The organism is Candidatus Dojkabacteria bacterium (assembly GCA_016927995.1).
Taxonomy (GTDB): domain Bacteria; phylum Patescibacteriota; class Dojkabacteria; order JAFGLO01; family JAFGLO01; genus JAFGLO01.
This window is the reverse complement of sequence record JAFGLO010000001.1, coordinates 30,864-57,550: the sequence shown is the minus strand read 5'-3', so window position 1 is coordinate 57,550 and position 26,687 is coordinate 30,864. Positions and strand designations below refer to the sequence as shown.

Annotated in this window: 26 protein-coding genes, 2 tRNA genes and 1 pseudogene; 15 read left to right on the top strand and 14 right to left on the bottom strand. The window is 37.1% G+C overall.

Annotated elements, in window-relative coordinates:
• The 6 genes and pseudogenes from JW962_00250 to JW962_00225 all read left to right on the top strand — a co-directional run.
• A partial coding sequence (locus tag JW962_00250; GenBank protein MBN1373759.1) for a hypothetical protein occupies positions 1-780 on the top strand: 780 nt, incomplete at its 5' end.
• Between the two features lie 412 nt (positions 781-1,192).
• Positions 1,193-1,896: pseudogene (locus JW962_00245) on the top strand (DUF998 domain-containing protein).
• A complete protein-coding gene (locus JW962_00240) occupies positions 1,869-2,336 on the top strand; it encodes a class I SAM-dependent methyltransferase (protein ID MBN1373758.1) in 468 nt (155 codons plus the stop codon). The pseudogene JW962_00245 and the gene JW962_00240 overlap by 28 nt, the downstream one beginning before the upstream one ends.
• Positions 2,336-2,833, top strand: coding sequence for a hypothetical protein (locus tag JW962_00235; GenBank protein ID MBN1373757.1), 498 nt, complete (start codon positions 2,336-2,338; stop codon positions 2,831-2,833). Before JW962_00240 ends, JW962_00235 begins: the two co-directional genes overlap by 1 nt.
• Positions 2,834-3,607: a GNAT family N-acetyltransferase gene (locus JW962_00230; protein ID MBN1373756.1), complete on the top strand. Its 774-nt coding sequence runs from the start codon at positions 2,834-2,836 to the stop codon at positions 3,605-3,607.
• Between the two features lie 164 nt (positions 3,608-3,771).
• On the top strand, positions 3,772-4,362 hold the full coding sequence (locus tag JW962_00225) for a hypothetical protein (GenBank protein MBN1373755.1): 591 nt from the start codon (positions 3,772-3,774) through the stop codon (positions 4,360-4,362).
• A gap of 77 nt (positions 4,363-4,439) precedes the next feature.
• On the opposite strand, the gene JW962_00220 is transcribed toward JW962_00225, so the two are convergent.
• From JW962_00220 to JW962_00185, 8 genes are all read right to left on the bottom strand, one after another.
• Positions 4,440-4,937, bottom strand: a complete 498-nt coding sequence (locus JW962_00220; GenBank protein ID MBN1373754.1) for a hypothetical protein — start codon at positions 4,935-4,937, stop codon at positions 4,440-4,442.
• A gap of 72 nt (positions 4,938-5,009) precedes the next feature.
• Positions 5,010-6,041 carry a peptidoglycan bridge formation glycyltransferase FemA/FemB family protein gene (locus tag JW962_00215; protein MBN1373753.1) on the bottom strand — a complete coding sequence of 344 codons (1,032 nt, stop codon included), beginning with the start codon at positions 6,039-6,041 and terminating at the stop codon, positions 5,010-5,012.
• Entirely contained in the window at positions 6,022-7,221 is a 1,200-nt protein-coding gene (locus JW962_00210; GenBank protein ID MBN1373752.1) for a DegT/DnrJ/EryC1/StrS family aminotransferase, read from the bottom strand. Before JW962_00210 ends, JW962_00215 begins: the two co-directional genes overlap by 20 nt.
• A gap of 163 nt (positions 7,222-7,384) precedes the next feature.
• Positions 7,385-7,458 (bottom strand) — tRNA-Met (locus JW962_00205).
• Positions 7,459-7,499: 41 nt separating this feature from the next.
• The gene (locus JW962_00200; protein MBN1373751.1) at positions 7,500-8,810 is read right to left on the bottom strand and encodes a hypothetical protein; all 1,311 of its coding nucleotides are present in this window, start codon (positions 8,808-8,810) and stop codon (positions 7,500-7,502) included.
• Positions 8,811-8,825: 15 nt separating this feature from the next.
• Entirely contained in the window at positions 8,826-10,337 is a 1,512-nt protein-coding gene (locus JW962_00195) for a radical SAM protein (protein MBN1373750.1), read from the bottom strand.
• A 105-nt stretch (positions 10,338-10,442) separates the two neighbouring features.
• On the bottom strand, positions 10,443-10,742 hold the full coding sequence (locus JW962_00190) for an MBL fold metallo-hydrolase (GenBank protein ID MBN1373749.1): 300 nt from the start codon (positions 10,740-10,742) through the stop codon (positions 10,443-10,445).
• A 55-nt stretch (positions 10,743-10,797) separates the two neighbouring features.
• On the bottom strand, positions 10,798-11,142 hold the full coding sequence (locus JW962_00185; GenBank protein ID MBN1373748.1) for an MBL fold metallo-hydrolase: 345 nt from the start codon (positions 11,140-11,142) through the stop codon (positions 10,798-10,800).
• A 97-nt stretch (positions 11,143-11,239) separates the two neighbouring features.
• On the opposite strand from JW962_00185, the gene JW962_00180 reads away from it, so the two are divergent.
• Positions 11,240-11,968 (top strand): hypothetical protein, encoded by a 729-nt coding sequence (locus JW962_00180; protein ID MBN1373747.1) that lies wholly within the window; start codon positions 11,240-11,242, stop codon positions 11,966-11,968.
• Positions 11,969-12,035: 67 nt separating this feature from the next.
• Positions 12,036-13,229 (top strand): phosphotransferase, encoded by a 1,194-nt coding sequence (locus tag JW962_00175; GenBank protein ID MBN1373746.1) that lies wholly within the window; start codon positions 12,036-12,038, stop codon positions 13,227-13,229.
• 13 nt (positions 13,230-13,242) lie between these two features.
• Here JW962_00175 and JW962_00170 read toward each other — a convergent pair.
• A tRNA-Gly gene (locus JW962_00170) sits at positions 13,243-13,315 on the bottom strand.
• Positions 13,316-13,455: 140 nt separating this feature from the next.
• Here JW962_00170 and pilM point away from each other — a divergent pair.
• From pilM to JW962_00145, 5 genes are all read left to right on the top strand, one after another.
• Entirely contained in the window at positions 13,456-14,736 is a 1,281-nt protein-coding gene (pilM, locus tag JW962_00165; protein MBN1373745.1) for a pilus assembly protein PilM, read from the top strand.
• Complete coding sequence (locus tag JW962_00160; GenBank protein ID MBN1373744.1) at positions 14,737-16,641, top strand: hypothetical protein; 1,905 nt, start codon at positions 14,737-14,739, stop codon at positions 16,639-16,641.
• An 85-nt stretch (positions 16,642-16,726) separates the two neighbouring features.
• Positions 16,727-18,109: a hypothetical protein gene (locus JW962_00155; GenBank protein MBN1373743.1), complete on the top strand. Its 1,383-nt coding sequence runs from the start codon at positions 16,727-16,729 to the stop codon at positions 18,107-18,109.
• A gap of 66 nt (positions 18,110-18,175) precedes the next feature.
• On the top strand, positions 18,176-18,442 hold the full coding sequence (gene rpsO / locus JW962_00150) for a 30S ribosomal protein S15 (protein MBN1373742.1): 267 nt from the start codon (positions 18,176-18,178) through the stop codon (positions 18,440-18,442).
• A 90-nt stretch (positions 18,443-18,532) separates the two neighbouring features.
• Positions 18,533-20,638 (top strand): polyribonucleotide nucleotidyltransferase, encoded by a 2,106-nt coding sequence (locus JW962_00145; GenBank protein ID MBN1373741.1) that lies wholly within the window; start codon positions 18,533-18,535, stop codon positions 20,636-20,638.
• Positions 20,639-20,737: 99 nt separating this feature from the next.
• Here the strand turns inward: JW962_00145 and mnmA are convergent, their stop codons facing one another.
• Genes mnmA through JW962_00130 form a run of 3 tightly spaced genes read right to left on the bottom strand, consistent with a single transcriptional unit; the run spans position 20,738 to position 22,431 of the window.
• Positions 20,738-21,796: a tRNA 2-thiouridine(34) synthase MnmA gene (gene mnmA, locus JW962_00140; protein MBN1373740.1), complete on the bottom strand. Its 1,059-nt coding sequence runs from the start codon at positions 21,794-21,796 to the stop codon at positions 20,738-20,740.
• 3 nt (positions 21,797-21,799) lie between these two features.
• Positions 21,800-22,117 (bottom strand): YtxH domain-containing protein, encoded by a 318-nt coding sequence (locus JW962_00135; protein MBN1373739.1) that lies wholly within the window; start codon positions 22,115-22,117, stop codon positions 21,800-21,802.
• 17 nt (positions 22,118-22,134) lie between these two features.
• Positions 22,135-22,431: a hypothetical protein gene (locus JW962_00130; GenBank protein MBN1373738.1), complete on the bottom strand. Its 297-nt coding sequence runs from the start codon at positions 22,429-22,431 to the stop codon at positions 22,135-22,137.
• Positions 22,432-22,576: 145 nt separating this feature from the next.
• Between JW962_00130 and JW962_00125 the strand changes: the two genes are divergently transcribed.
• Positions 22,577-23,272, top strand: a complete 696-nt coding sequence (locus JW962_00125; GenBank protein MBN1373737.1) for a thioredoxin family protein — start codon at positions 22,577-22,579, stop codon at positions 23,270-23,272.
• 221 nt (positions 23,273-23,493) lie between these two features.
• Here the strand turns inward: JW962_00125 and JW962_00120 are convergent, their stop codons facing one another.
• Both JW962_00120 and JW962_00115 read right to left on the bottom strand, forming a co-directional pair.
• On the bottom strand, positions 23,494-24,720 hold the full coding sequence (locus JW962_00120; protein MBN1373736.1) for a hypothetical protein: 1,227 nt from the start codon (positions 24,718-24,720) through the stop codon (positions 23,494-23,496).
• Between the two features lie 84 nt (positions 24,721-24,804).
• Positions 24,805-25,569 (bottom strand): glycosyltransferase family 2 protein, encoded by a 765-nt coding sequence (locus tag JW962_00115; protein MBN1373735.1) that lies wholly within the window; start codon positions 25,567-25,569, stop codon positions 24,805-24,807.
• A gap of 104 nt (positions 25,570-25,673) precedes the next feature.
• On the opposite strand from JW962_00115, the gene JW962_00110 reads away from it, so the two are divergent.
• Complete coding sequence (locus JW962_00110) at positions 25,674-26,627, top strand: CPBP family intramembrane metalloprotease (GenBank protein ID MBN1373734.1); 954 nt, start codon at positions 25,674-25,676, stop codon at positions 26,625-26,627.
• Positions 26,628-26,687 lie beyond the last annotated feature (60 nt).

Below are 26,687 nucleotides of genomic sequence, written 5' to 3'. Positions count from 1 at the left end.
GTTATTGAACATTTTGATAGTTTTGTAACTTCTGAACCCAAAATACGTAATAGCTTTTGGGATATATTTAATTTATTAAAACTGTCTAATATGAATCCAAAACTCAAAGTAATAATATCGATTGTATCGATAGTTGCAACACTTGGAGCAGGAACAGGTACAATTTATGCTTCTGATTCTGCTAATCCAGGTGATTTTCTTTACGGTTTAGATAAAACCGTGGAAAGTGTTCAAAGAACATTCACATCCTCTCTAGTAAACAAAGCTGAACTGGAAATGGCAATCATGGATGAAAGAATTCTCGAGTTGGAGAAATTAAGTGAAGGCGATAATTCCGAAGCTGTTTCAGAATCAATTTCTGAGGTAGAAGCACAACAACTAAGACTGCAGGAAAGATTTCAGGAAATGAATCAATTGAGAATAGAAAACAAGCTTCAAACCCAGGAGCAACAGCAGGTAATGGAAAAATTACAGGCAAAATTTCAGATTCACGAGGAAACGATGAACAAAATACAAATAAAACTGAAATCAAATGGAGATAACTCAAATTCTGAGGGATTAAAACAAGTTCAGAATAAGTATTCAGAAGAAACTCGAAATCAGATAAAGAATTTCGAAGATGAGACAGGAGTCAAAATTCAAGAAACTGAACAAGAGCATAACAAAAATGATGGGACACAATATAATCAAGAACAAGAGAAAAATCAGAATCAAAACAATGATTCGAACAATGAGCAAAACGTTACTGATCAAGGGATTCAGCAACAGGGAAATAACTAATCCCAAAACCAACGTGAATTAGAAGAGGTAGTTATATTGACTACCTCTTTTTTTATAAAAAATTAATCAAATATCGTTTACTTAACAATATCGGGAAAGTTACCTAAAGCTTAGCTAAGATTTCAAGCGATAGTCCTGTTTTAACCAGTTAAGCAATTCCTCTTATAGACCGATTGGAGATTCAATCATAGGCGTGATAGTATCTGACATATGTTGATGAGAGAGTTGATTCAAAATCGGCTCTGTTCTTTGGAAACCTCAGATTTTTGAAAAGTTTAATGTCAAAACCGCGACTTTGTAAAAAATATAAACAATGTAAAAAATATAAATAATGAGGGGTCAGTTAGGCTGGGTAGGGAATATTGAGATTAGACGCAATTCTGAAAAACGTTTTTTTAGTGTAGAATAGAAAATGGTAAGCATTCAGAGAGGAGTAACAAAAAAAATAATTTTGAAACTAGGCATGGTTAGTGTTTTACTTTATTTTATACATGTCTTCTTAGGTCAATATCTTTGGAAAGAATATAATTGGATTACAACCGATATTAGCTCTCTAACAGCCCGAGGAGCTCCAAATGCAGAATTGCTATCAATGTTTTCAATTTTTTCGGGCATTTGCGCAATTATCTTTTTTATTGGCATGATTATGAAATCCCGTGAAGAAAAGTATAGTAAGATTACCCAATTGGGATATGTTTTCTTTTTAATATTAATGATTATATCAAACATTGGATACTCTTTATTCCCTTTGGAAGGAAATAAAGCAGAAATGACATTTAGTAATCTTATGCATATATTTGTAACCGTTGCTATAGTTATCTTGGTTCTTACATCAATGTTTCTTTTGTCCTATGGATATTTAAAAAAAGACAAAATGAAAAAAATTGGTTATATAACGTTGGGATTTGCTATACTAATCGCTTTGTCCGGTCTGCTTAATCCCATAGTCCTTTCTAATAATTGGAATATTTTAGGTGTTACCGAGAGAATCAACATTTTTTCTTTGGAAATCTATATTTTTATACTATCGTATATGTACGGTTTTAATAAAGAGCTTCGATAGTCAAGAATAGTTTATTGACAAAATTATGGCAAATGAAAAGCAATACAAACTAAGAACGCTCTTCGTGGGAACACGAGGGGTTGAAGAATATCGTGAATCAATAAGTACTTATGTTTCAGAAAAAGACAAAGTGCTTGAGATAGGTTGCGAATGGGGAACAACTTCTAAGCTTATCTATCCAAAATGCTCTCAACTTATTGCAACCGATATTAGCCCAAAGTGTATTGAACGTGCCCGGAAAATGTATCCGGAAATTCACTTCGAAACACTTGATGTATACGACATTAAACGGGCACAATCCTTCGATATTAACTTTAATAAGATGTATATCGATGTCTCTGGGTTATCCGGATATCGTTCGGTTCTAGATGTTCTTGCCTTATTGAATATGTATGCATCCGTATTCGAAATGGAAGCTATCGTAATTAAAAGTGGTGCTTTAAAGGAGCTTGGTAAAAGATTAATTTCTTGGGAAAAAAGTAGCATTTCTTAATGAAAATCAACACAAAATTTATAGAAGACTATAAGAAAATTATTCAAACCACTAATCTGCAAAAGGGATATCAGGAATTTGTTAAATTCTTTAGAGGCTTTAGAACATACTTAGCCGATAATTTAACTGAGTATAAATTTACAGGAAATATTGTTGAAAATAATATGGATTATTCTTACTTTCAGTTTTCAAGTGATGCATTACAATCAAAAGGTTTGAAATTTGTTATTGCCTTTATACACGACAAGTTTGAATATGAAATTTGGCTGTCCGGAATGAATCGTAAGATACAGATCAGTTACCACGGCAAATTAATTAAGGTAAAGCACAAATATACAATGTCTCCGGATCCAAATAGATTCGATTATGTTTTAAAAGAAAGGTTATTCGACAAAGTGAATTATGATGATTGTGAAAAACTTTTTAATATTGCAACGGATAATGTTAAGACCTTTACCCAGGAAATAACCAAACTTATTTTTGAAGTTAATCTATAAATGGAAAATACGGTTAAAATCATTACAGTTGATCAAAATAACATAGATCAAGAGCATATTTGTTGTGCTATTGGAAATGATAAAGCTAATCAAAGCAGAGCCTTAACAAAAAAGAACTGGATGAAAGAAAGGTTCAAAGATGGTTTAGTTTTCAAAAGACTAAATGATAGAGGGAAAATTTTTATTGAGTACATGCCAATTGAAAAAGCATGGAAACCAATAATTGGAAAAAACTTTATGGTCATTAATTGTTTGTGGGTTTCAGGAAAGTTCAAAGGGAAGGGTATCTCAACAGAATTATTAAATGAATGTATAAATGATGCAAAAAAGAGAAAGATGGATGGAATTGTGGTTGTTAGTAGCACAAAAGTAAAACCGTTCTTGACGGATAAAAGGTTTTATCTACATAAAGGATTTGAAGTTATTGATTCTGCCCCACCTTACTTTGAACTTCTAGCATTAAAGTTTAATAAAAACGCTCAGAATCCCGAATTTACGAAAAACGCAAAACAAGGAAATTGTGATGATAAAGAGGGGTTTACTTTTATTTACTCAAATCAGTGTCCATTCATGGAAGAATATGTGGAGTTGTTATCAAACATTTGTAGAAGTAGGAAGATTCCTTGTAATGTTAATCACCTAAAAGATTATAAGGAAGCACAATTAAAGGGAAGCCCTTTTGGAACATTGGGGATTTATTACAATGGAGAATTCAAAACACATGAATTAATGTCCGAAAAAACTTTTGAAAAGTTTATTAAAGAAGTAGTCTAGTTTGGATAGCAATTATGAAAAACATGAAAAAGATGGATCTTTGGACTTTAAGATTCACTTTGTTTACCCTGTGTTAATCCCCACAAAATTTTCAACAGGTCTTGTTTTTTATGCAAATAAAGCATATACTGCAAAATGTATCATTAAGTTTACGATAAAAAAAGATGAGAGATTTTAATAGAAGTGGTGGCCGTGGTCGTTTTAGTGGCGGAAATAGATCCGGAGGTGATCGATTTTCTAGGGGAGGTGGCCGAAGAAGTTCCGGTCCTGTAACCATGCATTCCGCTATTTGTGCAGAGTGTGGAAAGGAATGTAAGGTTCCTTTTAATCCATCAGGTGACAAGCCTGTATATTGTAGCGAATGTTTTTCCAACAAAAGACCTGATTCCGACAGAGGCAGTTTTAGAAGTTCCTTCGGTGGCAGAGATCGTCGTTTCGATGATAGATCAGGTGGTGACGGTGGACGTAGGGATTGGTCAAGAGGTAGTTCAGGCGGGAATAGGCCACAATCCGGTGAAACAAGTGGTCAGCTTAACTCAATAAGTGAAAAACTCGACAAGATATTAAAACTGTTATCGGCAAATGTTTCAAAGAAACCCTCGAATAAAAGTGTTGATGAAGCTATTAAAGATTCATCAAAAGAGATTTCCTCCGAAACAATTATTATAAAACGCAAACCGGCCAAGAAAACCGAGAAAAAGACAAAGTCAACGTCGGCTAAAAAGGTTACAAAAAAGACCTCGACCAAAAAGTAATCAAGGAAAAATACAATATTAACGTTGCTTGCTGCAAAACCAAGATTTCAATTGCGACCTAGTTTCGATTAGCGCTTTTAGGATATATTTTCTAGTACCTTCTGAATTGCAATCTTTAATAATGCCTGAACGGCTTCCGAGTTGAGTGAATAAATAATTGCAAATGATCCAATAAATATATTTACGGCAAGCCATTTTGTAAATACCCCGCGTGTGCGGGTAAACAAAATCACTGAAAGAATTGCCATAACCGTTGGTCCGATTACCGTTAAGGTTCCCAGGGGTATCTCGTATCCTGCAATATATTGACTTTCCTGTCCCAAAAGTTTGGCAAGATCAACGTCAATCTTAAAAATAATAAGTACTAGTTCAAGAATAAGAACAATCAAGATAATAATCGACGATGTTTTGGTTGATTCACCCTCGGTTCTATACACTTCATAGACAATTGTTGGCAGTAGCAAGAAAATTACGGGTAGCGGACTTTTAAGAATGACGCTTAATATTATGCCGATTACCGCCAGTACGCTTAGGATTGTGCAAATTGTCGGTGCGTGTTTTGTTGGTTTTGCCACAAGTAGTAAAAACAAATTAGACTGTACCTAATAATAGGTGGGGATTACGGTTGTGTCAATTAGTGCTGTAGGTTAAACTCCCTTTTTTTGTGTTAACCGATAGAGCTCCTGAATCTTAAAAAGATTGTACTGAAAGGGTTTATACACATAATCCTTTGTACGCATGTAAACTTCCAGGTAGCCGCCAAATCCTTTTTTAAAGTTGCTGTAACCAAAACCGGGGTGTCCTGGGTGATAATCGGAGTCTTTTACAACACCCCAAAAATTATAGCGAGAAAGCCCAACGCTTCGAGCGTGTTTTATTGCCTCCCATTGTAAAAGGTAAGGGGCCTGAAGTGATCCGTTTTCTTCTGATGAAGCGGCGTGCAGGTATGAACCCTCGTTTCCGTAAAAGACGATAAGGGCTGTTGCTATGGTTTTACCCTTGTATTCAGCAACAATCACCTTTTGCATACCTGCCTTGTTTAGAATATTAAACTGGTTCCTAAAATATTCAGATGGAAGTGCATGGAAGTTTTTTCGCTTGGACATTTGATTGATCATGTTTATGAACGTATCAAGATCTTCAAGTTTGTCGGATACTCTTACGGTTACGCCCAGCTTTTGAGCACGTCTAATGTAATACCTGGTATTTTTACGCATTCCAGAAAAAAGCTCATCGTCCGACTTGCCATTAATATCGAGCATCCATGACCTTTCTACCTGTATAAAGTTTACTGCATCTACAAAGCCGGTTGACCTAATGGTTGATGTGATCTCGGTGCTTGATTCTTTAATGGCAGGGTCGATCCTTAGTGAAAAGTAACCCTTGGTTTTAAAGAAATCTACCAAAGTGGTGATAACATCGGTTCTTGTTTTCTCGTTTTCCCATTCTAATATTGGGCCACGGGGGCAATAAATATAGTTTCCAAATCTGGACTTAATTTCCAATCCAAGACAGACAGCAACAAGTTTACTGTTATCGTAAAATCCAAGTCTAAAGACTTTTGTACCCATTAGTTCGTTGAAATCACCCCACTCCCACGTTTGCAAAAAATAGTTGTATGAACAATTCCGCAAGAACTCGTCCCAGGTAGAGCGGTCTTTAATTTCTGAAACTATCATTATTGTTTAAAAGTCTAACAATTGATTCCGCATATTCTACCATAATACCTTTTCCGGTAGGCAGGTTTAGAATTCGTTTTGTTATGGATTCGGCAACAGGACAGGTTCCGTTTACATATTTCATTGCGTTTAGGTTAACTTTTGATGGATAAACAACCTTGCTGTACCAGTCCTTTATGGGAACACGATTCTTAACAAGAAGCGATTCAATGCGATCTTTTTCTTGGGAACTTTCCATGATAATTGGGAATTTAACAAATGCATGGTTTTTGAGCCGCAGTGTTTGTATTTTGTTATTCGAAATTTTATTCTCATAAATGTTGGAAATCAGGGTTCGGTGGTCAAGGTTGTCGGTAAGCTGATCAAGCTCCTTGACTACCACCATTGATAGAGCATTTGATAATTTTCTTGGGTATTTGTGTGGCTTTTTCCCCTTAAGTTCATCATTATTAAACCCCATATTGATAATTCCTAAGGATCTTAACAGCTTTGCCAACTTGGATCCTAGTGTGCCAAGCTTTCTAATCAATACCCAAATTAATGGATTTATTAGCCAAAGAAATGTATCAAGATAGCTAACCTCATTTAGGGTTTGATATCCGTTGTTTATCGAAGGATTGTAAGTTTTGTTTACGACTAAGGCGCCGCCGACCCTTGTTGAAAGAATTTTTTCAATTCCAAAGCTTAACATAGCTGCATCTCCAAAGCTTCCTAGCAGTTTACCGTTTTTTTTGATACCTAACGCATGTGCACAATCCTCAATGACCTTTATGTTGTTTGCCTTTGCAATTTCAAGAATTGAGTCCATATCGGCCATATTCCCAAAGCTGTGCTGGGCAATAATAACTTTAGTATCGGGATTTATCTTTTTACGAAGATCTGCTGGATCCATATTTAGCGTATTGGGATCTATGTCAATATATAAAGGGTTTAATCCGAGCCAAAGAATAGGGTTGATTACCGCGTTACAGGTAAATCCTGTTACGGCAACATTTGAGCCCTTTGGAAGGTTTAGCGATTTAAGGTATTCATATAGTGCAGTCCGCCCGTTTTCATATATAAAAATCTCTTTAGCGGAACTATATAAGGTGGCAAGCCTTTCCTTAAGAATTTTCGTGTATTTTGATCCTTTGTATTTCCAGAAGGAAATTGTTGTTTTAAGATATTCGTGGGCTGTCATTCTCTTTGTGCAAAGTAAAACCTTTACGTGAACCGTAAAACTCCCAGGAGAAGCCGAGATATACCGTACTCGGCTTAAGCAGTTTGACGTTAGTCAAACGAATAAGGATCAAGTGAAGGGTATATCCCACTCCTGGAGTCAGTATTAAAGAACTAAACAATACTACCAGGAGTGGGAATCGAACCCACGACCCCGGGCTTATGAGTCCCGTGCTCTAACCAACTGAGCTATCCTGGCCAAACATTATAATTATACACAACTACTCTTAAAATTTCACTCTAGTTGAGATCACCATAAATCAGAACATGAGTAACAGTGCCATCGAGCTTAGTGTTTACACTAGAATGACCTGCTTCTTCGGTATAAATATCTATAGCATCCAAAAACTCATGAGCTTCTGAAACGGAATCCCATACAGATTTCCAGTATATACTGTATTCGTGGGTTTCATCTTTTAAATAGAATGCAGTTGCGTTACCGTCCCAACCTGCAGCTGCTTCTTTGGCAATTTCGTCATCCATGAAGTCTTGAAGAATTAACATTGTATCGAGTTCGCCGATTGAGTATTTCGTGTAAACCTGCCTAAATCCTGTACCGAGTGTTGTTTCCATTATTGAAAGCTCTGAGGCTGTAATTGTAACGGGGGTTGGATCATCACGATCGGCTCCTAGATATTTTTCAGGATGTAAAATTTGTTCAGTTGAACTTGGAATATTACTAAATGCCGCATTTATTAATGAGAAATCATAAGTTTCCTGATAAAGCCAAAGTGTGAAAAGCATTCCGCTATTATATTGGAACCCTATAGATTCTTCGATTATTCTTGGTATTTTAATGTCAATATCAGAAGATCCGATGTCGGATAGATATTCTTCATAGGCCTTGATGCCAAGAGACTGAAGGTAAAAAAACATTGTTAAGGTTGCATCACCTTCTACAAGCGCTAAATACGCTTGGTAAATATCTTCATTTCCTTCAACCATTGGGTCGATAGTTGCTTCTATCGCGTCAAAATTAAACGCCTTGTCTTGTAAAAAATGTGTGAATTCATGGGAGATTGTAACTTTGTTGTCCAATGTTAACTTGGGAATATCTGACACAATATAAAACTTACTTTCGGTTTGGTCATAAAATCCCAAAACCTCTTGCGTGTAATACTCTTTTAGAACTTCGGTTAGATTCATCTCGTATGGAATTACTCGAAAGGCTTTCCACAAAAGGTCATCGTCACCAAGACCTGCATCTTCCTCCATTGAGGGATCTTCCGACTCCATTTTGGCTCTTAACTCGGACTCTGATATAAATTGAAACAAAACATCACTCTCATTATATGGAAGTTCTCGTAGTTTACTAGTTTGTTCGGCAACTTCCATAAATCCGGCACGTAATTCTTCGGGCGTTGTTGGAACTGCGATAATGTTATTGGGATCGGTTTTCTTTTCCGACTTAAGAGCAAGCTCTGCGTATTCGGATGACCTATACGTTCTTATTAATTCGTAGCTAATGTAACCGATTTCTCCGCATACGCCCAAAAGCAGAACAAGAATAATTCCAAGTATGCTGAATATAAGGTTTTTTTTATTTTCCATGAGTGTGTGTTAAATTTATTGGAATTTTTTAAGGAAGAAGTAAAGTGGTGTCATATTTTTCTTTATAAATATCTTCAGTCTTAAAATACTTGCATTATACCAGACCATAAGCTTTGTTAAGAAATGGTAGGGTAACCACTTTGCAAGCCATATCTTGTCCAAGATCTTTTCCATAAAGGGTTTTAAAAATCCGGGAAGCTTAAATGCAAACTGATAAAGCCTAACAAAAAACTTTGCATAGAGTGCCGCAAATTTTATTTGATTGTAATTGAAATCAGGCATTATTATATTTACGTCAGGATCAAGTGGCTTACTAGGATCAAAAAAGCCTGCTTCCACTGCCATTCTCTCAAGATCAGTTCCGCCATAAGGTGAATATATGGCAAAAAACATTGTATCTGATCCTAACCTTGCGTTAAGTTTGACAGTAGCAAGTGCAGTTTTCATGTTTTCATATGGAGCACCTATAATGTTGTATGCATATGTCTTTATGCCGTGTTTGTGACAGAGATCAAAGGCTTTCTGCATATCTTTTTCTTCTAACATTCTCTTAAATATTGAGTTTCTAATATATTCATCACCGGATTCAACTCCAAAATAAATACCCGCACATCCCATTTCTTTAAGAATTTTTGCTTTGTCTTCGTTAAAGAGATTTGCCCTATAGTTGCACTCGAAGGGTAGGTTAATCTCTTTGATATATAAGTCTTTAAGTTTTCTTGACCATTCCGTATAGACGGGCCAAATGTCATCGGTGAAGCGTATTCGTTTAGCTCCGGGATAAGTCTTAATAAGTTTTTTCATGTAGGCGATTCCGTTTTCCGGGGATCTGAATCGTACGTATTTTTCTTTGTTGGGATAAAGTTTTCGAGCGATGTTGTTCCAACAGTAGGTACAGTTATAAGGACAACCACGGGTCATTCCGGCAAGTGCCACTTTTAGTTTTGCTCCAATAAGCTTTTCGAAATCAAATATGTCGAATTTGGGAAGAGGTAACGTGTCAAGGTCCTCTACCAGAGGACCAACCGGATTTTTTATAATTTTAGTTTTTCCTTTGGTGGAGGTTGTTTTTACCCACGTACTGGGAGTATCGGAAAATGATTTTCCGGCAGCAACTTTATTCAGGAAATATGCCATCGAGACTTCTGATTCACCAATGAATATTATAGAAACCTCCGGCCAGGAAATAGCTTGTTCCGGCTCCATTGTGGGGAAATAAGCGCCCAGTGTAATTATTATTTTGGGATTTACTTCTTTTACCCATTTCACAAGGCGTTTTGAATATTCAGAGGCCCCAACACGTAGCGAAAATCCGACGACATCCGGTTTACGATTTTTGATTTCAGCCTTAAATTTTTCTTCTGTGGTTGGTTCCATAAGATGAATAAGATCGGCTTCCCAATTAGCTTCTTCTGCAATCGAACCAAGTTGGGCCAACCCTTCATGGTACCATCCACCCTTTTCAACAAGCCAACCTGTTGTAGTTTCCCTATATTCAAAATCCGGATATACAAATGTAATCTTCATGCAGATTTTTTTAGATTGAATTTATGTGATTTGATTATATCGTGTAGGGATTGGTTTGTAACCTGGTAATAAAGTTTTTTATACAGACTTGAAACTTGTCCTTGGTTATATATTTGGATGATAATAGTAATATTTAAATCCTGGTTTTTTAATACGGGCGATTGTGGTCGGATAGTCTTTTCTGTCTTCATCGGCAATTCTTTGTACAAGTCCGACAAGTGGTTTATATTTACCCTCAATCCACCAGCCGGTAATTATTGTTTTGTAGTGGGTGCTTATAAGTGAGATGTTTCCGGTGGTATGTCCGGGAGCATGAACTGCTCTAAATTCAGTATTTCCAATTTGTTCATTATCCTGTACAAATCCGCCAAAACGCCAGATTGGATAACCGGATTTTTTAAACATTTTATCTATATTCGTATTTATTACTTTTGCTAGACGTTTGGGTTCGTATTCTTTCTCATGAAGGTAATAGTCCGAATTTTTTCAAGGCCAGATACTGAAGGTGTGGTGCTGCTTCTGCATGATCTACATGGTAGTGTGAGAATAGAATCTGGGTAATTGGCTTTTGGGGGAATAAATGTTCTACCGCCTCAATTGTCCGTTCGGCGTTATAAGTCTCTTTCTTTCTTATGGAAAAGACTTTATATCGTGGACCTGGATCAAACACAATTATGCCATCTTCGGAATCAAGTAAGTATGTCCACACGCCAAATTTGGGATATTTGGCTATTGGGTTATCGAACTTGTTAAGAATCCGTGCAAGTTTTATTCTGTTGTCCTCTATTAATATTTCCGGATCCATGATCAATTATTATATCACGATCAATTAGGTAGGGGTGGTTACAAACCTGCTTCTAAGGGATATAATGAAATATGGGTTAATTTAATTGCCTCACTTTATGGATAGCAAGGTAATTGTGCTTAAGCTTGGAGGATCGGTAATTTCACCGGCTTCGGACAGGGCAATTAATCATAGGTTTATTCGTGAACTTAAAAAAGAAATTCTTCTTCCAATGATCAATATCGGTTATAAATTTGCTATAACCGTTGGCGGCGGTTACCTTGCAAGACAATACGGTAACGAGCTTTTAGACCTTGGAGCTGATGATATTCATCGACATAGAGTAGGTATTGTGGCAACGCTAATGAATGCTACAGTTGTTCAGGCATTTCTTTCGGATATTTGTAGTGAACATATTGTGGCACTCGATGATTACCTGCAACTTTTTAAGTTTGTTAACAAGAAGTATTCCTTCGAAGAAAAACCTATATTTTTAGCATGTGGAGGACATAGACATGAAAGCAGTACAGACATGAATGCGGTAATGCTTGCAATGCGACTTTCGGCAAGCAGGATAGTAAGTATAAAAAACGTTGATGGAGTTTACAACAAGAATCCTACCAAATATAAAGATGCAGAGCGAATAAGTCACTTAACCTGGGACAGTTACTCTAAAATTATTGATGGTGTAACACAGCATAAACCTGGCGCTAGTTGGCCAATTGATCCTATTGCAGCTAAAACTGCTCATGAAAATGGGCTTAGCTTTATTGTACTTGGACCGGACATTCGAAACCTTAAAAACATGTTTATGCAAGAGAGTTTTGTTGGAACAGTTGTAGATTAAGGGTGTTAGGTTGTCTTTTATGGGGTATTGCGGTATATAATTAACCATTAATTATAGCTGATACTATATGACCACTTTGATACCATCTCCATCTGTTTCAACCGAGGATTATGAAAGAAGTTATATTTCCAAGGTCAAGTCAGAAAAGGATTCTACTTCTGCAAAAGATTTTAAATTAGCTGGGTCGTTGAAGCGATATTGGGGACTTAAACTTATTGGTGATCCAGTAGATCCCGATGGAGGGCTTATTAATGACACATCAATAGTAACAGCTGAAGATGAAGAAAGTGGCGTGATTAAACAGTATGTGGTTCAATTTGTAAATGAGAAAGTATTTAATCCCAAGGCTTTACTATGTAATGCCCACAATGTTAGAGCTCATATTTTTAATAAACGATTAACTTCTGGCCTAGATAAAATGAAAGCCAGAGAGGGACTAGTATGGCAAAGGTTAACAAATAAAGGCAACGTAGTTGTTTTAACAAATTGGCTAGACAAGAATGGTAAAATAAGGAAATCGTGTTTACGTGTAAATGAGTATATTCCCGGTATCTGTACAAAGAGTTTTAGTGATTCCTCTCAGTGTTATGTTGCCGGAAAATTGCTTGCAAAGTTTTGGGAGGAGGCAAGTGGGGTGGAAGAATACTTAATGGATCCTTTACCTGGTTACTATGATTTCGATAAGTATTATAACGATTTGCAGATTATCCTGAAAAACAAAAGAAATAAAGGAGATTCATCTATAGAAGATTTTATTACGAACAACTTCGATAGAGAGAATTTACGCTGGAAGTTGGTTAAGAATAGTACATCTGGGGTTTGGCATGGAGATGCAAAAGCAGCAAATTATGTTTGCAATGATAATAAAATCCCAATTGCAATTATAGATATGGATACGGTTTGGAAAGGACCTAGAGCATTGGATGTTGGTGCTGCACTAAGAACGGCTGTTGAGGGATGTTCCGAGGAATCTGCAATTAGCAATATAAATGTCAATATCAAAAACTACAGAGCATTGCTTGAAGGGATTAGGGATACTAATCCCACTGAGTTTAGTTTGGAAAATGCAAATCAATTTTATGCCGGATTTGTAAATCAGATATTTCAGCATGTAATAAGGTTCTACACCTCGAACTTTAAACTCTATTTTAGTGGTGATCAGGGGTTTGCTTTACGTGCCTCCGGAAATCAAATGGAATACATGAAGCAAGTTCTGGCAGGAGAAAAAGAGTTCTTAGATATTAATAAAGATATTGTTTGAGTTGCAAGTCATTAGCGGTGGACGAGGCTCGAACTCGCGACCTCCTGCTTGGGAAGCAGATATTCTACCAACTGAACTACCACCGCATATTATAATTTTATCACATTGGTTTGATGTATATACAATTCATGCATATTTCGTAGGGACAGGTTTAAACCCGTCCCTACGAATCCATACGATTAAATATATGATACAATTAGTGAGTACAATTTGATATACTGCTCACATGGTAAATATTCCTTTTTTTGACAAACTATTTAAGAAAGAGCAGCCACGAAATCTAACGTTGGGTGACCTTTACATTGCCGTCGACATAGGTACTGAGGTTTTAAAAGGTCTTTTGTGTAAAGTAACCGAATCTGGCGTAGAAATTATTAAATCCTCGAGGGTTTGGCAACAGCATCATGCTATGCGCAGTGGAATTATCCAAAATATTGAAACGGTAACTGATAATCTTCAGCTTGTATATAACGATTTGGTTTCCGATCTTGTAAAAGCCGGTGCTACGGTTGAACAGCTTCCAAGGTATATAATCTTGGGAATTGCCGGTGAAATGGTTAGTGGCGAGCCGGTAATGGTTACCTATGATCGGGAAAACAATGCAACCCTAGAGATTACCGAGGACGAAGAAGAGTCAATAATAAGTAATGTTCGTGAGAATGTCATTCTTAGCGGAATTGATGATCTTTCCAGGCGGCTTAATGTAAGCAGGGAAGATGTTGTTCCGCTTCACGTAGATCTTACTGCAGTAGAAATTGGAGCAGTACGTGTTTCCAGAATGGCGGGTCTCCGGGGTAAACTTATGAAGCTTTATTTTAATGCTGTTTTTGCGCCGTATACTTTTGTAGAAGCAATAATATCCGTCATAAAACGTTTGAACCTGGAGGTTATCTCAATAGTTGCGCAACCTTTTTCAATTGCAAAGGCCTTTAAGGGTGCAGATAGCATTGAATTTGACGGGATCTTTATTGATGTAGGTGGAGGAACGTCAGACATAGCCGTAGTCCAGAAAGGTACATTAGTTAATAGTTATATGTTTGCTTTTGGCGGTCGAATCTTTACCGAAAGTATAGCCAAGTCAATGAATCTTGAATATCGTTTTGCGGAAAAGCGAAAGATAAAATATTCCGAAGGCTCACTAGAAAAAACAATAGCTAAAGAGGTTAAGGCCATTGTGGCAGAAGATGCTTCACTTTGGGCAGATGGAGTTCGTATCGCGCTTTCACAATTTACCGATATCGAACAGATGCCATCTGATATTTATCTGTGTGGCGGCGGGAGCTTGCTACCCGATATCAAAGAGATAATTCTTACCTATCCATGGAAGAAATATATACCATTTATTAAACATCCTAAAGCAGTTATAATTACGCCCGTTGCGCTTAGTGACTGCATAGACAAAACCGAGAAATTAAAATCGGCAATAGATGTTACGCCGGTTGCAATCGCAAGATACGCTTGGGATATCTATAAGAACCCGCAAAATCATTTGAGTATGAAAATGTAGATGACCGTTGATAAGATACTTGTCGAGAAAAAAGATCTTTTGACTTCAGTTGTCAAAAAGATTGCTTCGAGTAAATCCGACAAGCTGCTTTTGGTATTCGAGGAGGGATCAGATATCAGTTCAAGCCTGGTTAGTATCGATCTTTTGCGAGAAAAGGCCGTTGAATCAGGAAAAAGACTTGTTATCTTAACAAAAGACGTTGCAACATTTCCTCTATGCGAAAAACTTGGCATTACCTGCGTAAAGGACGAAACATTGTTAAGCAGTAAATCGTGGAATGAACCTATGCCTTCTAGTGAAACGAAGAAATTAGAGGTAAGTTCAACTGCCGACAAAGCTTCCCAACCCGTTAACATTTTAGCTGATTCTAAAATTCCTTCATTAGTTGGTTCAGCGGTATCAGCTACATCTACACCGGAAATTCGTAAGGAAGGTACATTCTCGTTTGCTGTCGGATCAGATATTAACACATTACAAGATGATGTCACTAATGTTTCCACACCGTCTGCTGCTACATCGGTAGGTAAACCGGACCTAAAGAAGAACAAAATAATAGGTATAGATTTTTCAAAACTTCATGGTGCGGTAATAGCAACAGGTACAAAGGATGGTCAAGAGGTTTTTGTAAAAAGGGGAGGTATACGCGAACGGTTTGAGAAACTTAGCGGAACCTTTGATTTTAAAAAACTTCTGGAGAATAAGCTTTTAGTAATCGGTATCGCAATCGGTGTTTTGGTAGGGGTACTTTGGTTCTTGTATTACTATTTTTTATTACCCAAGGTTGTAATTACACTTTATCCCCAAAATGTTGACGTTAGTTTTACCGGCGAAATAATAGCAAGGGATGATACTAACGGAATCGTGATTAATCATGCCGATAAAACATACATACTTTCAAGTAAAACCGAAAGTTATTTAGACGAAAAAGCTTTAAAAACTTCGGATAGCGCTAGTACAACAGCCCGTTCGGAGGTTGGGGATTATGCAAATGGCGTGGTAACGCTATATAACTCAAGTGAAGATAATGTAACGGTTCCTGCAGGTACAACAATTACTTCAGGAGCCTTGCAATACGGAACTGTTGATTCTGTAACGGTTCCAAGACAAACGACAACTATTGAAGGAACCACCAAGGGCTCCGCCACGGTAAATATTAGGGCGGTTGCACTTGGGGAAGGTTATAATCTTCCCTCTGGATCCAGATTTGTCATTCAGGGATTTTCAGAGCTTGAAGGACAGACTGTTTCAGGAATTTCAGGTGGAAGTAAACGTGAAGTAACTACGGTTGGTGAAAATGATGTAACCACATTAGGTGTAGAGTTGGAGAATGACCTAAAATCCCAATTAAAAACAAAATTTATAGACCTACACAAAAATGACGGATGGGTACTGGTAGAAGACTCAATTGTCTTTGAACCGGCGCCGGGTGAAGGGGTGGAAAGGTTTTCAACCGATATTCCAATCGGATCGGAAGGCTCAATTGTAAATGTAACGGTTAGCATGGGTGGTACAGCTGTTTACTACAACGACGACGAACTAGATTCAATGATTCAAAGTGTTTTGCGTAACGACTATGAACAAAAGGTTATTTCAGGTGAAGCAAATGATGCATTTCAAATGAATTTGTCATCGGAATATTATTTTGAAGTCTCTGTAAAAGAGGTTAGTGGGGGAGATATAATTCTTTCACTTGAGGCTCACGGCATAATGGTTACCACACTTGATAAAGAAAAAATTGCCCAGGAGCTTAAGGGACTTTCGTTTTCTCAAGGAATTGCATACCTTGATAAGTTGCCCCATATGTCAAGAACTGCCGAAGTAAAATATATTCCCGAAAATTACCTTGAAAGAATAAAGCATTTTCCATTCAATGTTAAGCGCATAATCTTTGAGATAAAGCAGTAAGTAACTGATAGTATTGCATCGACTATCTATATAGGATATACTTAAAAACCAAACTGCCTGTAGTTATAATTTATTGCAACCCTTTATGAATAACTCTCAGGTAGATCAGCTATTTTCATATTTTAACGAACTAGGCAAAGGAAAAAAGATTCTTTTAGTTTTGCGGAATGACGTAGATTACGATACCATTTCAGGTATGATTGCCTTTAAAAGTATTGTGGAGGAGGCTTACCAGAATACGGTTGATATTGTTTTTAACAAGGAGGTATCCGCAAAATATAAAAAGCTTCTAGAGCGATATGGTATCACCTACACTACAAAGCTTGCAAAGACAAAGTATATAATAAAAATTAACTATGCCGATGAGTCGGGTGCCGAAATTGACAGAATTAAGTGGGATGATGACGGTGAGGACCTTTTCCTTTACATAACACCACTTAAAGGTAAATTCGATTTTAGTCGTGTCTCGTTTAACAAAGCAGGTGCCGATTATGATAGTGTTGTTGTTTTCGGTTGTCGAAATCTTTCATGGCTTGACCCGATCTATTCTCAGTCGGAGTACTTGTTTCAGGATGCCTCGGTTGTAAACTTTAATAATCTTTCGGGAAATCAGATATTTGGAAACCTTAAGGTGGGTGAAGAAGGTGTTCCAATTAGTGTTGTTGTTTATTATTTTGCTAAACGATTAAATGTGTTTTCAAGTAAGGATACCGAGAAGGTCAAAAATATAGTGGCAAGCTTAACCGAAGGTGTTTTATCAAGTATTCAAATAATGCAGATTGGTGAAGTTCCCGATGGTGCTGCCGGTGTTATTTCTGAACTTTCTTCTGTTGGGGGTAATATTAAACAGGCATTTTCCGATATTTACATGTTTTATCAAAAGGGAGCTGTTGAATTGCAACGGATAATCATGAAAAATATGAAAAATGATGAAAAGTCAGGAGTTTACTGGAGTGTTGTTAATAAGTCGGAGATTAAGAATGCCATAGGTTTTGTTTCAGATGTTGATATGGGTGGGAAAACAATTTTCAATATTGCCGCAAACCATAAAATCGCCTTTGTACTATATGAATATGAAAAAGAAGTTAAAGGAGTTTTAGAAGTTAACGATAGAAACTTAAATGCCAAAGAGATTGTTGGTAACTATACAATGGGGGGTGACAAATATAGGACAGTGTTTGTTGCAAAGGACAGGTTGGTTTCGACCGTAGAGAAGGAACTTCTTTCTAATATCAAATCAATATTAGGGGTTGAAATTTCGGCAACAGAGAAGTATAATAGCAGTCAACCTGAAATGAAGTCAGAGAAGGTTGAGTCAGATTCTTCCTCAAAAGATGAAGAAAAGCCTAAACAGGAAGCGGATCATAATAATGAACCCAAGGGGAAATCCGGGGAATCAAAGAATTCCGGTGGGCTCATAACACCGCCTCCACTGGTAAGCGGAACATCCGCCAAAGACTCCAAGTAGACTTTACATCAGGGTATTCTATGTGATAAGCTGGAATATAATTAGTTAATTAGTTTTTGTAAGGAAATGGCATTAACATCGGTTGAAAAGGACGGAATAATCTCGGATTTTTCACAGAATCAAAAAGATACCGGATCTCCGGAAGTTCAGATTGCTATATTTACTGAAAGAGTCAAGCGACTTACTGAACACTTATTAAAGAATAAGAAAGATAAGCATTCCCGAAGGGGACTTCTTAAGCTCGTAGGAAAGCGAAGAAGAATGCTTAAGTATCTAAAACGCCTTGATGAAAAGCGCTACGATGCCATTGTAAAAAAACTTTCTTTAAAGTAAACTTCTTTCTATAAACACCTTTTGTTACACAAACCTTAATGTTGATTATCAACTGTTTTCAGTTGTTTATATTATTTTTAATTTTGTTTTATGGAAAAAACAATAGATTTAGCTGGGGCAAAGCTGACCTTTAAGATAGGTAAAGTTGCCGAATATGCAAGTGCAAGTGTTATAGGTCAAATGGGCGATACCACTGTGCTTGTTTCAGTAATAAGAGGACCGGAAAATTTGGAATCTCCATTTTTCCCACTCACAATTGAATATCTTGAAAAATTTTATGCAAGTGGAATGATTTCCGGATCAAGATATGTAAAAAGAGAAAGGTTTCCTTCAACTGAAGCGATTTTAAATGCACGTATGATAGACAGATCAATTCGACCATTATTTCCTGCCGGATTCACAAAATCCGAGGTTCAGGTTATGGTAAATGTTCTTTCATATGATGAAAAATATGATCCGTTAATTGTTGCAATAAACACAACCTCTCTTGCACTAATGATTTCCGACATCCCGTTTGACGGACCTATTGCCGGATTTAGAGTTATGCGAGAAGAGGGTAATTTAAAAATTACCTTTAAGAACAATCCAATTGATGGAACAGTAGAAGATCCTGACCATGTAAACATTGTTGCCAGTTCCGACGGTGAGGGTATTGTAATGGTTGATGCCGATGCATACGAAGTCAAAAACGATGTTGTGACTGAAGCTTTACAAATGATCGCCAAAGAAAGTGTAGAGTTTGTTAAGTTTCAAAGAGAACTTCAGAAAGAGATTGGCGAACCTAAATTTGAATTTACAGACCAAAGTGCGGTTACGGAATTGGTCGACCAGATTCAGAAGAATCATACAGATAAGCTTGTTGAAAATATGCGAATCAGAAATCAAAGAATTAGAAGGCCGGCCGAAGCTGCATTTATAGATGAACTTACCAAATCGTACGAAGGAAAGTATTCTAAAGATGCAATTACAACTGCCGTTGAAGTCGCATGTACAAACATCCTTAAGGATTTTGCATTAAATAAGCAGGAACGTGTAAGTGGCAGAAAATTTGACGAAATCCGCAGTCTTTCGGGAGAAGTTGGACTGATTCCAAGAGTACACGGGTCCGGTTTGTTTAATCGAGGCGGAACCCAAGTGCTTAGTATTGTAACCCTTGCTTCCAGTGATAGTTCCCAAATAATAGAGGGAATGGAAGGTGAGGAGAACAAGAGATATATGCATCATTACAATGCTTATCCGTTTTGTTATGGTGAGGCAGGTAGATTTAACTACATGCCGGGTAGAAGAGAGCTTGGACACGGGGCACTTGCCGAAAAGGCATTGCTTCCGGTACTTCCTTCCAGTGAAAAATTTCCTTACGCAATACGTGTTGTTTCAGAAGTTTTAATGTCGGCAGGCTCAACCTCAATGGCATCAACCTGCGGATCAACACTTGCGCTTATGGATGCAGGTGTTCCAATTAAAAAACATGTAGGTGGAATAACAGTTGGTTTAATTGCAGAAGATGATTTTTCAAAGTATCAGTTAATTCTCGATATTGAAGATAATGAAGATCATTACGCAAAGATGGACTTTAAGGTTACCGGAACAGTTGATGGTATAACGGCAATCCAGCTGGACAACAAAGCCAAAAGCATTCCGGTTAATGTTTTAGCAGAAGCTTTGGAAGTTGCGGAAACGGGCAGAATGCAAGTTATCGATTTACTCAAATCAACAATACCGGAACCCAGAAAAGAATTACCCAAGAGCGCTCCAAGATTTGAAGTTGTAAAGATAAATCCAGGTAAAATTGGTGAACTTATTGGACCCGGTGGTAAAAATATTAAGAAAATAACCGAGGAAACTGAAACAGATATAGATATTGACGAAGACGGTACCGTCAGGATTTTCGGACTTGATTCGGAAAAGGTCAAGCGGGCACAGGAATTGGTCGATGGACTGGTAGGGGAGTTAGAGTTAAACAAAATATATTCCGCAAAAGTTGTAAAAGTTGCCGAATTTGGAGTATTTATTGAACTTGATAATGGGGCGTCGGGACTTGTACACGTCTCGGAAATGTCTGATGGGTTCGTTAAGGATCCCGGAACTATTGCCAAACTGGGTGATAAGGTAGAAGCAAAGCTTATAAAAATCGACGAAACCGGCAGATACAGTTTCTCTATTAAACAAGCAATGGTTGGGAAAGCAGTGAAGTAATCCTCCGGAAGATACCTATGAGAGAAGTGGCAAGCTTTAACACAAAGGCAAAACAGATAAAGGGTTCTCTGAGAACATACTGGGCAACAGATTAGTATATTAATGAAACTTGTCCATTGTAATTATGCCGCCACCAATCAAATCGCCCTGCTTAGTATAAAAAACAGCAGACTGCCCCGGTGTTGGTGCTTTAATATTTGACTTGGCGGTTACAGTTGCAGTTTTTCCAGATATTTCGATTGTTGCGGGGGCATGAGCTGACTGATATCTGTGCTGCATAAGTGCTTCAAACTTTGACTGGTTAAGATAGTCGGGATGCAAAATGTTTATGTCTCTTATTGATATATTCGAGGTCAACAAATTCTGACTTAGTAGTTGGTTTGATACCCACAAGGTGTTTGAGTTATGATCCTTCTTAACAACAAAGTATGGTCCGGTTCCTCCAATCCCGATCCCCTTCCTTTGACCAATTGTATATTTCCACAGTCCGTCATGTTCTCCGACAACTTTATTATCTACGATATCACGGATGTCGCCAACTTTATTGGGAATAAATTGACCTAGAAATTGGTAAAGTTTATCGTTTGAAGTAAAGCAGAGGTCTGTGCTGCCATGGTAGGTAGAAGAGCTGATAGGCTGGCTGTAATCTAGAAGTCTGCCAAGTTCAATAACTTCATTTTTTGACATATCGGAAAGCGGAAAGATTGTTTTTTTAAGGATATCGTAAGGTATTCTATAAAGAAAGTATGCTTGATCGTGTGAATGATCTTTGTGTTTTCGTATAATTGCATGATTTTTATCTTTTTTAAGATTTACATAGTGACCGGTTGCAATTTCACCTTCTGTAAATTTTCGTAAACAACCGAATTTAATTGCCTTATTGCAAACTATGCAGGGGTTTGGGGTTTTACCTGTCTTATATCCGGTAACAAAGTCATCTATTACTTGTGTTCGGAATTCTTTTGTTACATCAATAATTTCTAATGGGATATCAAGCTTTTTGCAGAGATATTCTGTTTCCTTACTTTTATCAATTTTTATGGAAAGGTCTTTGTCGTCTATAACGAAGTGTAATGCCGTAATGCGGACTTTTGCCTTCAAAAGTAGGAATGCAGCAACAAAACTATCGATCCCTCCGGAAAGCAGAACAGTTATCACGTCTTACTTTTTCGCCGGTTTAGGTTTCTTTTCGGAAAAAAACTCGGTTACATCCTTTTGAACAGTTGCAACTTTCTTTTTCACCGATGGAATAATGTCTTTGTTAAATTTTGTTTTAATTTCCGTTATTTTCTTTTTAAACTTTGGAGCAACTTGAGTGTCGAACTTGGTTTTAAGTTCCTTTGTTTTTCTTTTTATGTCTTCGCGAGTTTCCTTTCCTGATTTTGGAGCAAGTAAAATTCCTGCCGTTACACCGGCTAGTGCACCCACTACAGCCCCGAATAGAAATAGCGCACCACTAATTGGACCCTGTCGCTTCATTTTTTTATAATAATAACTTATTTAGATTTATTAAATCGAGAGAAGAACCTTTCTACAAGAGAAAGGGGAGATCTAATGATATTATTTATTTGTTCAAGCGTCTCCAATATGCTTGATATTTTTACTTCTACTGCCGAAACAATCTTTTGCGCTGAGATTACAACGTTATTAGCTTCTTCCATGGTTTTGTTTAGTGTGGACATGGTTTTTGCAAGTTCTTTTGCACTTAGTGCAAGGTAAAGGATTAACGTTACTATACTTGCTGTTAAGACTGCGATAATAATCATCCAGTAGATGGCTGGTATTTCTGACATTTTTATTTTTGTAACTTTAGATATATTTCAGTATACATTAAAAGCATGCATGGAGTAAACAGGGCTTGGTGACAGATACTTCACCCAAAGATTTTTTAGTGTGCTATAATCAGGTTTGATAAAATAATCTTTCAATTATTCCAAAATGGCGAAAACACAATCCCCAAAGTCGGCCAAAACTGACGAAGTGTTCGAAGTTTCTGTGTCCGATGAAGCAATTCAACTTTTGACTCCGGCGGCAATTTTATTGGGATCAATAATAATTGGTGCAGCAATCGTATTTTCGGTGGGTCCAATTAACGATACACTTAAAAGTATTAAAGATTCCGGTGGATTAACTGTTAATAGCGACGTTAAGGGGGCAGAGACAACAACGGATAATACAAACAATGAAACGGTTACTTATCCTACAATTGAGTCGTCCTCGACAAATAAACCAATGGTAAACGAATCTGCAGCGGTTTGTTATGAAGACGGCAAACCGGTTGTACTTTTGTTTTCAACAAGTTCGTGTCCACATTGTACCTGGATAAAAGAAACCTTTGATAACTGGGCACGGGATAATTCGAACAAATATGCTGTCCATCACTATGAATATTCCTACGATAACCAAGGCAACGCAACAGTTATTGATACAATAAGTGGACAGACTGTCGAAATCCCCTCGGAATACGAGACACTGTACGTTAACTATAGTGGCGGATACGTTCCAACATTTATTTTTGGTTGTAAGTACTTTAGAATAGGTAACGGATTTGAAGTAGCTGACACCTCATTATATGATCAGGCTTATGCCGATGAAGTCGCCGAGTACAATTATATTTTAGGGTTGTTAGAATAACCGAGTAGTTAATTGTTACTTGTACAGTTGTTGTCTCTGCCCATAGCCCCTGCCCCTAGCCCTTAGGGTAAAATCAGCTAGTTGACAATGCCCGTTGATTTCACAGATTTTACCTAGTTTCTAGTAGTACTAAGTACAGCTGGCGGTACACACGGGGACATCTGATTTTACCCTAAGGGCTAGGGGCAGGGGCAACAACTTAGTTTACCAAGGAACTCTTTTTACTTTTTTACCACCCATCTAAACCAGGCAAGATTGACAATCCATAACAATATACTTGTAACAACAAGTGTTGAAGCTGTAAGCAGGTCAAACAGGTTAAACCCAATATTTTGTGATAGTTCTGTTGAATCCGTGTAGCTTGCCATTGTGGTTGTAGAATAGTCAGTTTTTGATTGTTTGCTACTTCCACAAATGTTATAAATATATTCCGGCTCTCCGGATACTTGAGATATTTCCCTGAATTCGGCTCGAATCTTCTTGAGTTCTTTGAATTTGTTAAAAAACAGGATTTTTTTACACATAACTTCATTGTTTATCGGTGTTGTGCCAAGTACGTAATACATAAAGCTTTCGGCAAAGTCTTCTTCGAGTTCTCTTGTTGCATATGATGATACAAAATCATTGGGATATATTGATAAATATTCTTTATACTCATCCCATGTTGAAAGAATTTCCGGTCTATCGGTGTAGTTATTAGCCCAAAATTCCGAATAAAATGCGTATGCATATGAATCCTCGGCCGCGCAACCAAGGGTTAAGTATTTTGTTGAACAATTGTTTCGTTCTGTTTCTTCCCACTGTTCTATCTGGTGATGGTTCCATGGTCTGGTATCAAGGTTTAGAAGCTGGGTTTCAGATAGGCTTAATACATGAGCACTCTCATGCACGAGTGTAGAAAGATAATTGTCTTCTGAGTTTTGTATAACATTATAAATAAAATCCAGTACATCTATGGACAGCTCAATCTGGGTTGGATTCTCGTCTATTATCATGGTTGTGGCAACAATTCCATATTGTCCGTCTGAAAAAAAGTGTAATGAACCGATCTCTGTCCAAATCTCCTGGGGAAGTACAGCCTTTAAATAGGTAAAAATGTCAACATAGAACTTTTCTTCTAGAAGTACCTTATTGTTTTCATGCTTACTCATTTCTGCAAAAAGAAGCTCTTCTTCGTGGAAATAGTAAATGTCTTTTCTAGAAATTTCCGTTTTTGATACTTCGTATTCACGAAAAGTAAGATATTCCCAAAATGAAAGATCGAGATTTTCCTCAATGTGTATGGGGTCAAGTTCGCTGTATTGGCTTCTTAGTGTTTCAACAGCTGTTATATATGCCTGCTGTCTCTCGCTTAGATTTTTGTTATGGGCATATGTTGGGGTTATCGGAAAAGAGAATGAAAATATTGTTGATAATGCAACGAATGTGACGGCTAAAATTTTTCTCATAGTCTATATATTACTATAGTAACGCAGGTAAAGTCACGAGTGAGTCGTGTTGATTAATGTGCCAGCTAAATTTTGACGTTCTTGTTATGGGTTATTCTGGGTTTTGGTTGTTTTGTTTTTCTTCCTTGTTTTAAAGTACCAAAAGCTAAAAAGCCCAGCAATTATGCTACCGAGGGTAAGGCAACCGCTTACCAAAAGACGTTTCTTTAACTTGGCATCGGTTCTAATAAGTTGCCAGATCTCCTGAATGTATTCCCATATCCACTCAAGTGGTCTTCCTCGCTCGTATTTGAGTACGTGACCGATATCTCGTGATACTATTATTTCCACATCTTTGTCTTTGTGAGCAAAGTTTGTTATTTGTTCAATTCCGTTTCCCATTTGAGCGATAAGGTCAAAGTATTCCTCTATGTTTTTTCGGTAAAAAATTCTTTCTCCGGATACAGTTGCAAGGAACTGAGTTATTGGATCTCTTCCGTTTGTGTCATCACTCCGTGCAGCTATGACCATATCATGACCTTCTTTAAATTTGTCTATCATTGCTTGAATATGCGATGTACATAACTTCGATAAGTCTGCATCACAAAATAACAGAACGTCTCCAGTTGCTCTATTTGACCCCGTAACAAGACCGGCACCCTTTCCTTTATTCTTCGGATGTTTTAAAAAAATGAAATTTCTAGGTTTTTTGTTTTTTATAAAAGATTTTATTTTTTTTAACGAGTTGTCTGTTGATTTATCATCCACAGCAATCACTTCGGATATATCTTGAATATTTGTTAAAACCGAGAGGACATGTTCTACTGTAGTAGAATTATTGTAAACAGGAACAATACAAGATATTTTCATTACATAAGTGTGATTAACTTATTAAAGGAATTCTAGCCGAAAAGTGGTACTTGTACAATAGCTAGTGTATACTTACCCACGGAATATAATTAAGAGAAATTTTGATGAGTAAATCACTAATTGCCGACTTGGTAGACTTTTTAAGATTACCTTCGCCTGAAAAAGCGGCAGAACCAATAACCTTGAAAATATGGCGGTTTGTTAGAGTATTTGCGCTTCAGTATGCACTAACAATAATCTTGGGTGTAATAGTAGTTTTGACCCTTTCATTATTTTCGTATAGTCTTGACGATCATGCCGTAGGTAAACTGTTTGATGAAACCTCGTTGCCTATGTTTATCTTTTTTAGTGTAGTTTTTGCACCGGTTTTTGAAGAGGCAAGCTTTAGGCTTTTTTTAAGATACTCTGCGTTGGGGCTTTCGATATCAGTCCCCTTTGTGATTTTATCGATTTTAAGCTTGGTAGGGTTTTATAACTTGCCCTTTGTCCCGGATTGGCTATTTTCGGTTGTATCGTTTAAAGGACTTTTGTCATTTTTGGGATTTTTAATTGCGGTAGCTGTAATAAGTTACTTGACTTTAACTAAGACTACATTGGGTAAAAGGTTGGAGAAATTTTATAGCAGATTTTATGGGGTTTTACTTTATAGTTCCATACTTTTGTTTGGACTTGTCCATCTAACAAATTTTGATAACCTATCGTCGGTTTGGTATCTTGCACCAATAATTATTTTGCCCCAATTGGTTGTTGGGATAGCCCTTTCGTATATAAGAGTAAGACAGGGATTTTTATGGGGAGTTTTGTTTCATTCGTTGCATAATTTGGTGAGTACCATTCCTGCCATTTTATATACTTTTCATACATTTCACTATCAACTTGTGGATGAGATGAAGCTGAGCAATGAAATATTACAGAACGCAACTGTAAGTACTACCGATCTGATAGTATCGGCTGTCACTTTGGGTTATGTAGGGATAGGGATATCACTTCTTGTAATTGTAAATATATTTACCGTGGCGGAGTATTTTATTCAATTTTTCAAGAATAAAAAGAAGTAAATATTGTAATCTGTCACTAACATTAATCCTGCGATTCATTAACTGATAATGAGATTTGAC

Excerpts from the sequence above, each read along its gene's own strand:
- JW962_00135 (MBN1373739.1), bottom strand. The coding sequence starts at position 22,117 with ATGAAGCGACAGGGTCCAATTAGTGGTGCGCTATTTCTATTCGGGGCT.
- JW962_00195 (MBN1373750.1), bottom strand. The coding sequence starts at position 10,337 with ATGAAGATTACATTTGTATATCCGGATTTTGAATATAGGGAAACTACA.
- JW962_00215 (MBN1373753.1), bottom strand. The coding sequence starts at position 6,041 with ATGATAGTTTCAGAAATTAAAGACCGCTCTACCTGGGACGAGTTCTTG.
- JW962_00185 (MBN1373748.1), bottom strand. The coding sequence starts at position 11,142 with ATGGATCCGGAAATATTAATAGAGGACAACAGAATAAAACTTGCACGG.
- JW962_00240 (MBN1373758.1), top strand. The coding sequence starts at position 1,869 with ATGGCAAATGAAAAGCAATACAAACTAAGAACGCTCTTCGTGGGAACA.
- JW962_00155 (MBN1373743.1), top strand. The coding sequence starts at position 16,727 with ATGAATAACTCTCAGGTAGATCAGCTATTTTCATATTTTAACGAACTA.
- pilM (MBN1373745.1), top strand. The coding sequence starts at position 13,456 with ATGGTAAATATTCCTTTTTTTGACAAACTATTTAAGAAAGAGCAGCCA.
- JW962_00175 (MBN1373746.1), top strand. The coding sequence starts at position 12,036 with ATGACCACTTTGATACCATCTCCATCTGTTTCAACCGAGGATTATGAA.
- JW962_00110 (MBN1373734.1), top strand. The coding sequence starts at position 25,674 with ATGAGTAAATCACTAATTGCCGACTTGGTAGACTTTTTAAGATTACCT.
- JW962_00190 (MBN1373749.1), bottom strand. The coding sequence starts at position 10,742 with ATGTTTAAAAAATCCGGTTATCCAATCTGGCGTTTTGGCGGATTTGTA.
- JW962_00125 (MBN1373737.1), top strand. The coding sequence starts at position 22,577 with ATGGCGAAAACACAATCCCCAAAGTCGGCCAAAACTGACGAAGTGTTC.
- JW962_00225 (MBN1373755.1), top strand. The coding sequence starts at position 3,772 with ATGAGAGATTTTAATAGAAGTGGTGGCCGTGGTCGTTTTAGTGGCGGA.
- JW962_00120 (MBN1373736.1), bottom strand. The coding sequence starts at position 24,720 with ATGAGAAAAATTTTAGCCGTCACATTCGTTGCATTATCAACAATATTT.
- rpsO (MBN1373742.1), top strand. The coding sequence starts at position 18,176 with ATGGCATTAACATCGGTTGAAAAGGACGGAATAATCTCGGATTTTTCA.
- JW962_00230 (MBN1373756.1), top strand. The coding sequence starts at position 2,834 with ATGGAAAATACGGTTAAAATCATTACAGTTGATCAAAATAACATAGAT.
- JW962_00235 (MBN1373757.1), top strand. The coding sequence starts at position 2,336 with ATGAAAATCAACACAAAATTTATAGAAGACTATAAGAAAATTATTCAA.
- JW962_00200 (MBN1373751.1), bottom strand. The coding sequence starts at position 8,810 with ATGGAAAATAAAAAAAACCTTATATTCAGCATACTTGGAATTATTCTT.
- JW962_00180 (MBN1373747.1), top strand. The coding sequence starts at position 11,240 with ATGGATAGCAAGGTAATTGTGCTTAAGCTTGGAGGATCGGTAATTTCA.
- JW962_00145 (MBN1373741.1), top strand. The coding sequence starts at position 18,533 with ATGGAAAAAACAATAGATTTAGCTGGGGCAAAGCTGACCTTTAAGATA.
- JW962_00210 (MBN1373752.1), bottom strand. The coding sequence starts at position 7,221 with ATGACAGCCCACGAATATCTTAAAACAACAATTTCCTTCTGGAAATAC.
- JW962_00160 (MBN1373744.1), top strand. The coding sequence starts at position 14,737 with ATGACCGTTGATAAGATACTTGTCGAGAAAAAAGATCTTTTGACTTCA.
- JW962_00130 (MBN1373738.1), bottom strand. The coding sequence starts at position 22,431 with ATGTCAGAAATACCAGCCATCTACTGGATGATTATTATCGCAGTCTTA.
- JW962_00115 (MBN1373735.1), bottom strand. The coding sequence starts at position 25,569 with ATGAAAATATCTTGTATTGTTCCTGTTTACAATAATTCTACTACAGTA.